Raw genomic sequence first — 12,055 nt, forward strand, 5'->3', positions numbered from 1 at the left:
AATTATACAAACCGGTGTTTTTAAATAATTGCTGTGGAATATATAGAACACAAATAAAAAAGCCAACCTTAAGGTTGGCTTTTTTTTAATTAAACAATTGACTACATATTAACCATCATCACTTATTGCAATTTGAGCTGTTGAAATATTGCCTTTACCAGTCGTAAACTCAACGGTTAAGAATCCTTCCGTTTTATCATTTCCTTCTGCTTCACGGCTAATTGATAGAGCTTCACCAAATGCAAAAGTTGCACTTGAATTGCGAATATCAAAACCGTCTGTACCGCTGTACTCACCATTATCAGCAGATATAGCTACATTGGTACCTGCAGGCATGGGGTTATTATATATATCAGAGTAGTAAACAGCGAAAGTTAATGCTGATAGCTGATTCCCCAAATCAGTACTAGTAATGTTGATAGAACCTACATCGCAGTAATCTGTGTTATCGGTTGCTTCTAAGCTCAAGATAATAGCGCCAGACTGAGTGTCAGCTTGACGATAGATATTATTACACTCTTCGATATCCTGTGCGAGCTGCATAGCATTATCAGTAAATACTGTAGGATCATCTATAACTGTTTCTTCTAATGCTTCAGCAAAGCGATTACGTAACTCACTTTTTGTGACCACAAATCTACTGTATGCGGTACTACCCGACATAATGATTTCAAAAGAATCACGAATATCAACTAGTTCTTTAGTACAAAGGCTTTCAAATGTGTCACCTTCTGTTGGTGTTGTTGCTTCTGCTTTACATACTAAACCATTGTATTTTTCATCAGCTAGCGTGTGCATGCCATTGAGATCAATATCCCAGTTTTCTTCAAAATGGCCAGCATTTGTGTTCTCTGGGCTACATGGATCATCACTATCGCCTTCTTGACAGTTATCAGCGGCTTTTATCACTGTCGCTGTAACAGGATCATAAATACCCGCTAAGCCATCATAAACACCATTTTCATTGTGATCGATAAATGCCTCTGTTAGATCATAACCACTATAATATTCGTTGGTATCAAAACGCCCATTTCCGTTAATGTCAATGAACGATTCTTGACCTTTAGCGGTAACAAGCACTGTTGCACGACCACCAAGAGGGACGCCATTTTCATTGAAAGCAGCATTTAAAATACCGGCCATACAAGGTGCTGCAGAACCAAAGTAAAGATCACAGTTAATTTCATTAGTTTTAGGGTTAATACTGTTAATTGTATTACCCCATTTTGCATCTGTGAATGGTTTTGGGTTTTGTGAACGCCATTGAGCAACACACTGACCGTCGACTGTATTACACTCTAACTGCGCATTAAATTCTGTACCATCAATGGTACCAATGGCACCCCCTTCAGTTGTTAAGTATACCGAAGTCCCATCAGGAACAGGGTTGTTAAAATGATCAGCTAAATAAACATTAACGTCTTCAATATCACCGGTATAATTTAACGCTTCAATATTGAAGTTAGTTGGTGCAGCGGTGAAACTATTGCCATCAGGTAAACCTGAACTAATCGAAACTAAATCAGATACTGTTATTACTTGCTCATCTAATGAAACTAGTGAGAGTTCTCCGGTTGGGCATGAAACATTGGCATCACGCTCTGCGTCATCAAGAAGACACTCATCATAAAGTTCTTTCCAGCATGTAACATTGTCGTTTTGGTCAGCTGGAATAAGTTCATCTGGGATGTAGCAAGCTTGCACACGCACAGCCTGAGGAACAAAACCAGAGTTCACTTGAATACGTGCTAAGCCTTCAGAATCTGTTGAAACACTAGCATGCGAATAACCGGTCGAATCTGTAACTTCAGAAAGTGATATGCCACCATTAGTCGAGCTTAAACGAAAATCTAAACGCTTTTGCTTTGCAGTATTACCTATTTCATCTGTTAATTTGAATGTAAGTTGGCTGATTTCTTTACGAGAAACTCCACCAGTCCCTTTTAGTGCAATTACATTTTCTGATGCTTCAACAAATTCAATCGAGCTTACTGCGGCAGCCGATACAGGTACATTAACTGTAACAACTTTTGGTGTACCACCAGTAAGCACTGTCGCTGTAACCGTATCGCCTTGTGATGTGTTACAGCCATTACTTCGGTATGTCGCTGTTGCAATACCACTAATACTCGTTGCGGTATCATCCATTACCGCAAGATCAGATTCAACACAACCAGATGTAAATTCAACATCTAGTGGAGTTACAAACAAATCTCCATTTGTATCATAAATATTTACTGAAATAACCGTTGTAGCTCCAGCTGCTAGTGGCACAAATTCGTTATCAATCACATTGCCAGCTTCATCTAATTTATTATATAAACCATTTGAAATTTCAACACTTAATTCTGCTGTAGCGATTTCAAATGCTTTTGAAGCAGTAACTGATTTAGCAGTAACAGATACTTCTCCAGCACCACTATTTGCCCCTGGCTGTAATTTTAAAATTGCAAAACCAAAGTTATCTGTTAGTGCTTTACCTGATTCTGGTAACAAGGCACCAAGGTCTGTAGATAACTCAGCTATAATGCCATCAATACCATCACCAGAACTTGTATCTGTGACTTTAATCATAACGTCAATAAGTTCATCAGAAGAGAATTGATTTACAACATTACAACCAGATGCTAGATAGGTGCCTTCGAGGGATGTTGTGTTGCGATTAGCATCCCAATCACTTGCACAGCCTTGTAATAACTTGATATCAAGCTCTGCTTCAGCACTTTCCACAGGTGCATCATCACCATTTGAAATAAAGCCTGCAACTTTAGTGATGCTATTACCGCTTTCATCCGTATAGATAGCAACGACTTGACCCGCACCTTTTGAATCACCGCTACTGAGCGTTACGGAAGCTTGACCACTCGCGTCTGTTAATGCAGTACCTAACACAGGTGTGATTTTACCAGTGTAATTAGTTGTAAAAGAAATTAGCTGGCCTTGTAAAGGTTCATCTTCTTCTAACAAGGTAGCAGTAACTGTACCTTTATTATCTTTGCTAACGGGGTTATCAGCTGTAAATGGTGAACCAGTACTGTCTAAAATTGAAACATCAAGTTCAATAGTACCATTCACACTGGAGTCATCGCTCTCAGAGCCATCAGATGTGAAACCAAAGGAGTCACTGTATGTATCTTCACCATTAATATAGGTGGCGGTAATAATACCAGCCCCCGCAGTGTCGCCAGCCGTCAGAGTAATTGATGCTACTCCATCAGTGTTGGTTAAAACCGTGCCTGAAACTGGATCTAGCGATCCGATGTCACCATTAAGACTAAAATTGACTACTTCGCCAACAACAACTGCCCCACTATTAGTGAGCATTGCCGAAATAGTTAACGGTTCATCAGCTGTAACAGAATTCGCTTCATCTGTACTTGATTGACTATAGCCTTGAACAGACACTACATAATTTAGCTCTTCTGTTTCGTCACTTCCGCCAGTGGATGTATCTTTATCTAACGACCCACCGCCGCCACAAGCGGCTACCAATGAGCTTATAAACAAGATACTTAGCCATCGTAATAAAGGCATCGCCCTCTCCCTAGTTAGCTATTTATTATTCATATAATTGTTTACCTAATATTAACCTATAACTTAGTCTAATATCACAGTTTTTTGTCACTTTTTTATGTAAATAATTCCGCAAAGGCTATTTTTTTCTGTAGTAAATATTTCCTTGCTGGTAGTCTATGGCAAATTTGAAAAAATAGATTAGGGAATATGTCTAAAATACGTTCAATGAGTTTAACTACCCGTATCATGATTGGCATGGCACTGGGTATTGCAGTAGGCTTTTTATTTCAGGCTATATTAGCTGGTGAAGACGATTATCTAATTCCTCTTGGGTTATTCTCTTTGCCAATTAAAGCTTTTTTTGTAGATGGCCTTTTCCATGTTGGCGGACAAATTTTTATTGCCAGCTTAAAAATGTTGGTTGTGCCGCTGGTATTTGTATCGCTTGTGTGTGGTACGTGTAGCTTAAGCGATCCTAAAAAATTAGGCCGCTTAGGTGGTAAATCGATTGGCTTATATTTAGTTACAACTGCCGTGGCAATTACCGTAGCTATTTCACTGGCGTTATTATTTAACCCAGGTCAAGGCATTGCACTGCCATCAGATGCAAGCTTTAATGCTAAAGAAGCCCCTACCTTAGCTCGAGTGATTATCGATATGTTCCCTACTAACCCATTCGAAGCAATGGCTAAAGGGAACATGCTGCAAGTTATTGTGTTTGCGCTTTTATTTGGGGTTTCAATGGCGCTAAGTGGCAAAGCCGGTAAACGTGTAGCCGCAGTATTTGAAGATTTAAACACAGTTATTTTAAAACTAGTAACGCTACTAATGAACATTGCACCTTACGGTGTGTTCTTTTTAATGGCTAAACTTTTTACCACTATCGAAATGGGATTAATACTCAGCCTGGCTAAGTACTTCCTTGTAGTAGTGGCGGCGTTATTAATTCACGCGTTTATTAATTACAGTATTATTTTAAAAGTATTAACAGGCCTTAACCCGCTTACCTTTTTAGCTAAAATGAAACATGCGTGTTTATTTGGTTTTAGCACTTCAAGCTCAAGCGCGACTATGCCTATTACACTTGAAACTGCGACCAAAAAACTCGGCGCTAATAACTCGGTTGCCTCTTTTACTATTCCGCTAGGCGCTACCATTAACATGGATGGCACAGCCATTATGCAAGGCGTGGCAACAGTATTTATTGCACAAGTGTTTGCTGTTGATTTAACGATTTCTGATTACTTAATGGTTATTCTAACCGCAACGCTTGCCTCGGTAGGCACCGCGGGTGTGCCTGGTGTGGGTTTAATTATGCTTGCAATGGTACTTAACCAAGTAGGTTTACCAGTAGAAGGGATTGCAATTATTATTGGTGTTGACAGATTACTCGATATGACGCGCACAGCCGTTAATATAACGGGTGACTGTATGGTAACTTGTGTGGTCGCTAAATCAGAAGGTCAATTAGATGAAACAATATTTAACGACCCGAACGCAGCTAAAGACTTAGAAGATTACCACAAATCTACTGAGTAATTATTTAAGCCCATAAAAAACCCTTGCTAAGCAAGGGTTTTTTATTACCTATAATAACGTTTTATGGGTTCATTGCTTTAAAACGCGACATTAAATTAACGCCTGCTTTATTTACAGAGCTACTAAGCCCAATTGCTAACTTATCACTTAATCCTTTCTTAATTTTGTATTTTACTTTGTATATTTGACGCTCAGCTTGTTGCTCTAATAACGCATCATCACTGGTTTTAATTACATCAACTAAGCCCTTTTCAATTGCTTGTGTTGCAAACCAGTGCTCGCCCGTTGCCACATTATCAATATTAAGTGTTGGCCGTTGGCTGCTTACAAACTCTTTAAACAAACCATGTGTTTGCTCTATTTCATCACGAAACTTTTCGCGGGCTTTATCTGTGTTTTCGCCGAACAAGGTTAACGTACGTTTAAATTCGCCTGCTGTAATTTGCTCAAACTCTACATCGTTTTTCTTTAAAATTTTATTAAAGTTAGGTATTTGTGCAATAACACCAATAGAGCCAACAATAGCAAAAGGAGCCGCTAATATTTCATCGGCCACACAGGCCATCATGTAACCGCCACTCGCTGCTACTTTATCAATAGAAACCGAAAGCTTAATACCTGCAGTTTTAAAACGCTGTAATTGCGATGCAGCTAAACCATAGCCATGCACCACGCCGCCCCCACTTTCTAAGCGAACTAATACTTTATCTTTCTCAGGATTAGCAATGGCAATAATTGCGGTCACTTCTTCGCGTAGGCTTTCAACTTCATGAGCGTCCATACTACCTATAAAATCAATAATATACAGGCGTGGCTTCGGCTCATCATTTGCCGCTTTTTTAGACTCGACTTTTTGCGCTTTATGATGCGCCTTTAACTCTTTTTTAGTTAAAGTATTCTCTAAAAAACTGTGTTTTAAGTCATCTAGTTGCTCAGACAAATCGTCTATTTCTATAGCTCCTTTTTTAGCTTTAGGCTTTACTGCTGAACCCACAATAAGGGTTAAAATAATTGCAATAGCAATAACAAAGGTAACCGTTTTAGCAAAAAACAAACCGTATTCGTATAAAAATTCCAACTGGTCTCTCCATTTATAAATTTAAGCTAATTTATCATGCTTTATAACAAAAAAAAGCCACTAAACAGTGGCTTTTCAAGATTAATAAGGTATTTGCTGATTAATCAGTCACAACCTCTGGGTTACTGACTAATAACATACGCCCGCGTGCAGCTAAATAAGTAGCTACTTGGAGCTGCATTTCAGCGTTTGCTGCTGCACTGCCCTCAACAGTTGCCGCTTGAGCATCGTCTTGTGCTGGCGTTAAAATTGAGCCATGGTGCCCTTTTGTAAATTTCACCAAATAACTCGCTGGGGTTTCACTTAGTGCTTGTGAAGTGCTTACTGTTTCAAGCCCCATTAATGTTGCTAACGGAATTGTGCCCGATATAGGGTTATTTGCTGCCGCTGGCGGAATAACTTGGTCTGGTTTGTTATCTGCGCCATCGCCTACAACTACATTAGTGTATACAGGGGTACCTAATGCATTTACCGCTGCTGCATAGTTTGTTGGGTCTCCGCTATCAAGTGCGGTTTGCGCTGCAAAAGCAAACTCGGTCATTACCGCTTGAATGTTAGCAAGCTTTGTAGTTTCCCCTGCCGTAGTAAGTGAGGTTACATACGCCTGATAGCCACAAGTTAAAAACGCTTCCATATCTGGTAATAATGTACCACAGTTTGAAATAGCATCTGCTTGTAAAAACTCGTTAAACTCTTGCGATTCTGCTGTACCAGCTTGCGATAATACAGAGCCTTGAATAAATGGCCCAAACGCAGCCGATTCAAGTAAAAAGCTTGCTATACCGCCACCGCCACTGGCAAGTGCTACCGTGTTTACCTTAAATAATGGGTCAACTGTATCTGCAAGCGGAGTATTAGCCTGAGCTATAAATGCAGGTGCAACAATAGAGCCTAAAGAATGCCCTACATAGGTTACATCTTGTGCGTTAATTGTCGCATCATTAATAAAGTTTAAACCTAAGCGTAAGCCTAATAAATCTGCTGATGATTGACGCAAGCTATCACGAGCAACTAATAATGAGTTTAAGTTCATGTAACTTAGTACTGAGCCCGTCGTCGCATTAAAGTCATCTGTCCCATCAGCATCAACATCTACACCACGCTCGCCATGGCGAGGATGGTCAATCGCCGCTGTGGCAAAACCTTGAATTGAAAGTTGTGCAGTGAGTGCCAACATGCTTTCTTTGTCGGTTGTTATACCGTGTTGCATAATAACAACTGGCCAACCAGATTCTGGCATTTCAATTGGATCAAGACCTTGTGAATCACGAATAAAATTAATAACCGGTAAAATAGGTTTGGTTATTTGCACTGGCACATTCGCCATGCTTTGCACTTTAGGAATAGAGTTATACTTAGTTAAATGGCGCGTAGTGTCTAAACCTAAATCACGTAACTGTCCGTCACTTAACGCAGCACAAAGCCCATCATTATCGCTAATTGGCTCTGCAGGGAAAGCCTCGCCTGCTGCAGCTTTGTAACCTAAAACAGCTACCGCGTTGTCACACATACCTTGCCAATATGTATCATTTAAATCGCTTATTTCAGTGCCTGTGGGGGTGCCTAAATACATAGATAACATAACGCTACCTTTTAAATATTGCACACCAGAGAACGCATCCGATACGCTAACACCCGCAGCTGCAAATACTTGCTGCACATTTACCATTGCTTGTTCAGGTACACTTACCATTGGTGTTGGTAATGCATCATTTTGTAAGCTAGCTGCCAGTAAGTTTTTAATTGTGCCAAGCACAGGACCTGCTGATTGAATGGTCATAGCAGCAGAAAAAATAATATCATCTTTAGTAATATCACCTGAGCTTACAACCACATTCTCATAGCTATTTACTGCCGCTTGAAGACCAAGCTGAGCATCAGTAATCAATGGAGCTTCTTCACTTACAGAAGCGTAAGTAGAAGAAGGCTGAATAGAACGCCCTTGAGAGTCTTTTAATCCAGTGGTTAATACATTTATGTAAGAACTTCCTGGTGTGAAAGGTTTTAATGGGATAATAGCAACTGCATCGCCAGAGGCTTGAGAAATAAAGTCTACGCCGTAGGTTAATTCACCTACCAATTTACACGCTGAACCAGCTGTAACAACAGCACATTCTGCATCAGTTAAGCTTGCGCCCATAACCACTTCAAAAATTCTTACTGTACCAGGCGACGCTGCAGAGGTTTCATCAAGCGATACGCCTGTAGGGAAAGTTAAATCAATTTTGTAAGGCACTTGCGATGACCAGCCATCTAACGCACCTAGCGCTAATTGCGGATCTGCATAAGCAGTGCGAGGCACAGAGACGTTATCATCGTCTAATTCACCTGGAATATTAATTGTGCCGTCTTGAGTGCCGCTCATTAATAAATCGTTAGGGACAGATAAAACCCCATTCGCAGGGTCAAAGGTCACCGTGGCATTTGGTATTATGGTTGCAGTATCGTTTTTAACATCTTCTAATGTTTCTCCGCCGCCACAACCTGCTAACGCAGCTGTAACCGAGAGTGAGAGTAGCATTTTTTTCATATTTTTGGCTCCGCACATATCTTTATTTTTATAGTGTGTTCGTTCAAAGTAAGTGTGTTTAATCAGTGTAGTAAAGTTAAAACAATGTAATCAGTTTATTAATGAGACATTAGACCAGTTAAACTTAACGTAAAGTTTATAATTCCGCCACCTAAATTTTCAATAAATTCGATTACTTGACGATTTGCTATGTTAAAATCAAAAAAATTTTATAAATTGGTATTTATATGCAAACTTATCAAGCAACTCCAAATGCACTTCAAAATAAAGTAATTTTAATTACAGGTGCCGGCGATGGTATTGGCCGCGTAGCAGCAATTACCTACGCAAAGCATGGCGCAACAGTTATTTTACTTGGTAAAACAACAAATAAGCTCGAATGCGTTTACGATGAGATTGTCAATGCTGGTTACCCTCAGCCTGCTATTGTGCCAATGGACTTAAAAGGCGCAACAAAACAAAACTACCGCGATTTAGCAGCTACAATCGAAAGTCAATTTGGCCGATTAGACGGCTTATTAAATAATGCCGGTATTTTAGGTTCGCTCGGGCCACTTGAGCACTTTTGCTCTTCTACGTTTGAAAACATCATGAAAGTGAATGTTACTGCGCAAGCAATGATCACCAAAGCGCTATTCCCTGTGCTGCGTAAATCAGAAAATGCCTCTATTGTTTTCACTTCATCAAGCGTTGGCCGTAAAGGGCGCGAATTTTGGGGGCCTTATGCAATATCTAAATTTGCAGTTGAAGGCATGATGCAAACATGGGCCTGCGAAGTAGGTAAAACCAATATCCGTGTAAATTGTATAAACCCTGGCGCAACGCGTACCTCTATGCGCGCATCAGCCTACCCAGGGGAGGATCGCGATAAGCTTGCTACCCCAGAAGATTTAATGCCAACGTATTTATATTTAATGAGTGATGACTCGAGCGATGTAAACGGTGAATCTCTCGATGCGCAACAAAAAAAGTAAACTACATTTTTAATTATAAAAAAAGCCGCATACATTGCGGCTTTTTTGTCGGTAATTTTTGGTAATTATACCAATTCGCTTAATTAAATTATCTATTTTAAGGCTAGAAAAACGTGTTGTTCGCTTGGCAAAAAATTCGCTATTTAGCTGTTCTAAATGAGCATTTTTTTACCTCGGTAGCGACACGTTTAGCCCCGCAAAATGATTAAGTATTATTACGGATTGGTATTACTTACGCTTAGTTTGCTTAACACGTTGGTTATGCTTTTTAACCGCTTTACGAATTTGGTTAATTTTAGCACGCTTGTCTTTGCGTTTTTCAGGCATAACCGACAGTTTAGTTTGTGTTTCGCGGCCTAATTTAACGGTTTTACGTAAATAGTTAACGGTTTCTAAATCAAGTTCAGCCCAGCCACCTTGGGGAAGGCGCTTATCTAGCTCTAATTTTCCATAACGAATACGAATAAGGCGCGATACTTCTACATCCTGCGATTGCCATAAGCGGCGAACTTCGCGGTTACGTCCTTCGTTTAGCGTTACATTGTACCAACGGTTAATCCCTTCACCACCCAAAGATTTAACCGTTAAAAACTTAGCCGGCCCATCTTCAAGCTCTACGCCACGCGTTAGGTTTTTAATGGTTTCATTGGTCACTTCACCAAATACACGGGCTGAATATTCACGCTCAACTTCATAACTTGGGTGCATTAAGCGGTTCGCTAGCTCACCATCATTGGTAAATAACATTAAACCTGCCGTGTTAATATCTAGTCGACCAACAGCAATCCAACGCTCACCGTCTATGCGTGGTAAACGGTCAAAAACAGTACGACGTCCTTCTGGGTCTTTACGTGTACTTAACTCCCCTTCTGGCTTGTTGTACATAATTACACGACAAATACGGTCGGCTTTTTCTTCAATTTTTACGCTGTGGCCATCAACACGTATTAAGTCTGTTTCCTCAACACGGTCACCTAATTTAGCCACTTTACCATTAACACTAACGCGGTTTGCATCAATGTATTTTTCCATTTCACGTCGTGAGCCTACCCCTGCACGGGCTAGGACTTTTTGTAACTTTTCACCTTGAATACTCATTCGGATGGTTCTCTCACAGAAGGATCACTTAATAACTGGTTTATTTTACTTTCCTGTTGCGCTGGCAATGCAGGGAGTTCATCTAGACCGGTTAACGAAAAATAATCTAAAAATAATTTTGTTGTTGCATAAAGCGCTGGTTTACCAGGTACTTCTTTATGCCCTACTACTTTAACCCACTCTCGCTCAAGGAGGGTTTTAATAATTGCTGATCCGGTTGTTACACCTCGTACTTGCTCTATTTCACCACGCGTTATTGGTTGCCTGTAGGCAATTAACGACAATGTTTCTAGTAGTGCGCGAGAGTACTTAGGTGCCCGTTCTTGCCATAAATTACTAAGCCAAGGGCTTAAACTACTACACGCTTGAAAGCGATAGCCACTGCCTACTTCAACTAGCTTGATGCCACGTGTTTGGTAGTGGGTATGTATAGCATCTATGGCAGTGCTAATTCGTGACATAGAAATAGCTAAACCAGCAAGTACAGTATCTTTTAAGTGGCGTTTGCTAACAGGTTTGTCTGCGACAAATATAGCCGCTTCAATGATCTCAATTAATTGTTCATCACTAATTCGACGACCCGCCATAATATTTTGCTTTGCCCTTTAAAATACGTAGCCATCTATTATGACAGAACATCGCAAAAGGGGGAAAATATATCTGCTTTTAAAACAAATTAAATGCACAAAAAAGCCAGCAATTAATGCTGGCTCTTATGTGTAGCGTATTTAGCTAATATTAGCTGTTTTTATAATGCTTTAGTGCATCATCTTCAGCAACGGCTTTACCGTATTTGCTAATGTAGCCTTTAAACTCACCTTTACTGATGCGTTTATCATTGTTGCCATCCATGTAACCAAAATGGTTTGAAATATCATCATCGTCAGCTTCTTCTACTGAGATGTAACCATTTTTGTCGTTATCTAAACTTCTAAAATCATTTTCGATTTTATCAAATTTAGCTATTTTAGCTTTAAATGCCGACTCACTTACTTCGCTGTCAGTCGCTACCTTACCGGTATTTAACTGCATGTAAGTGTTAAATTCTTTACGACTGATCTCGTTATCCATATTGGTATCAATATTTGAAAAGTGGCCCCAGATGCTATCGTCATCTGCTTCTACTTTTGAAATATAACCATCACTGTCGTTATCTAAACTTGCAAAATCGCTATCGATTTTTTCAAGGCCTTGGTTTGAGGCACAAGCGGCTAAACTTAAAGAAGCTAAAATAGTTGTTGCGAGTGTTAACTTTTTCATAAGACGTATCCTTGTAGTTAGTAAATGTCACTTTAACTAATACAAGTCCAATGCCAAAGT

General features: G+C 39.8%; 8 protein-coding genes. 2 read left to right on the plus strand and 6 right to left on the minus strand.

Annotated elements, in window-relative coordinates; genetic code table 11:
• Positions 1-108: 108 nt before the first annotated feature.
• Positions 109-3,534, minus strand: coding sequence for a hypothetical protein (locus OIZ54_RS02605; RefSeq protein ID WP_264389619.1), 3,426 nt, complete (start codon positions 3,532-3,534; stop codon positions 109-111).
• A 189-nt stretch (positions 3,535-3,723) separates the two neighbouring features.
• On the opposite strand from OIZ54_RS02605, the gene OIZ54_RS02610 reads away from it, so the two are divergent.
• The gene (locus OIZ54_RS02610; RefSeq protein WP_004587790.1) at positions 3,724-5,055 is read left to right on the plus strand and encodes a dicarboxylate/amino acid:cation symporter; all 1,332 of its coding nucleotides are present in this window, start codon (positions 3,724-3,726) and stop codon (positions 5,053-5,055) included.
• Between the two features lie 61 nt (positions 5,056-5,116).
• Here the strand turns inward: OIZ54_RS02610 and sohB are convergent, their stop codons facing one another.
• Together sohB and OIZ54_RS02620 are read right to left on the minus strand one after the other, a co-directional pair.
• Entirely contained in the window at positions 5,117-6,133 is a 1,017-nt protein-coding gene (gene sohB / locus OIZ54_RS02615) for a protease SohB (protein ID WP_264389622.1), read from the minus strand.
• Between the two features lie 100 nt (positions 6,134-6,233).
• Positions 6,234-8,663 (minus strand): VolA/Pla-1 family phospholipase, encoded by a 2,430-nt coding sequence (locus OIZ54_RS02620; RefSeq protein ID WP_264389623.1) that lies wholly within the window; start codon positions 8,661-8,663, stop codon positions 6,234-6,236.
• Positions 8,664-8,890: 227 nt separating this feature from the next.
• Between OIZ54_RS02620 and OIZ54_RS02625 the strand changes: the two genes are divergently transcribed.
• Positions 8,891-9,637: a YciK family oxidoreductase gene (locus tag OIZ54_RS02625; RefSeq protein WP_004587787.1), complete on the plus strand. Its 747-nt coding sequence runs from the start codon at positions 8,891-8,893 to the stop codon at positions 9,635-9,637.
• A gap of 228 nt (positions 9,638-9,865) precedes the next feature.
• Here the strand turns inward: OIZ54_RS02625 and rluB are convergent, their stop codons facing one another.
• The 3 genes from rluB to OIZ54_RS02640 all read right to left on the minus strand — a co-directional run bounded on the left by rluB (position 9,866) and on the right by OIZ54_RS02640 (position 11,995).
• Positions 9,866-10,735, minus strand: a complete 870-nt coding sequence (gene rluB, locus OIZ54_RS02630; RefSeq protein WP_004587786.1) for a 23S rRNA pseudouridine(2605) synthase RluB — start codon at positions 10,733-10,735, stop codon at positions 9,866-9,868.
• Entirely contained in the window at positions 10,732-11,322 is a 591-nt protein-coding gene (gene scpB, locus OIZ54_RS02635) for an SMC-Scp complex subunit ScpB (RefSeq protein ID WP_264389624.1), read from the minus strand. Before scpB ends, rluB begins: the two co-directional genes overlap by 4 nt.
• 151 nt (positions 11,323-11,473) lie before the next feature.
• Complete coding sequence (locus tag OIZ54_RS02640; protein ID WP_004587784.1) at positions 11,474-11,995, minus strand: EF-hand domain-containing protein; 522 nt, start codon at positions 11,993-11,995, stop codon at positions 11,474-11,476.
• Between the last annotated feature and the right edge of the window lie 60 nt (positions 11,996-12,055).

This window comes from Pseudoalteromonas sp. A3, from assembly GCF_025942345.1.
In the GTDB taxonomy this organism is placed as follows: domain Bacteria; phylum Pseudomonadota; class Gammaproteobacteria; order Enterobacterales; family Alteromonadaceae; genus Pseudoalteromonas; species Pseudoalteromonas atlantica.

Coding starts and splice junctions, on each gene's coding strand:
- OIZ54_RS02605 (WP_264389619.1), bottom strand. CDS start 3,534: ATGCCTTTATTACGATGGCTAAGTATCTTGTTTATAAGCTCATTGGTA.
- OIZ54_RS02610 (WP_004587790.1), top strand. CDS start 3,724: ATGTCTAAAATACGTTCAATGAGTTTAACTACCCGTATCATGATTGGC.
- OIZ54_RS02620 (WP_264389623.1), bottom strand. CDS start 8,663: ATGAAAAAAATGCTACTCTCACTCTCGGTTACAGCTGCGTTAGCAGGT.
- OIZ54_RS02625 (WP_004587787.1), top strand. CDS start 8,891: ATGCAAACTTATCAAGCAACTCCAAATGCACTTCAAAATAAAGTAATT.
- rluB (WP_004587786.1), bottom strand. CDS start 10,735: ATGAGTATTCAAGGTGAAAAGTTACAAAAAGTCCTAGCCCGTGCAGGG.
- scpB (WP_264389624.1), bottom strand. CDS start 11,322: ATGGCGGGTCGTCGAATTAGTGATGAACAATTAATTGAGATCATTGAA.
- OIZ54_RS02640 (WP_004587784.1), bottom strand. CDS start 11,995: ATGAAAAAGTTAACACTCGCAACAACTATTTTAGCTTCTTTAAGTTTA.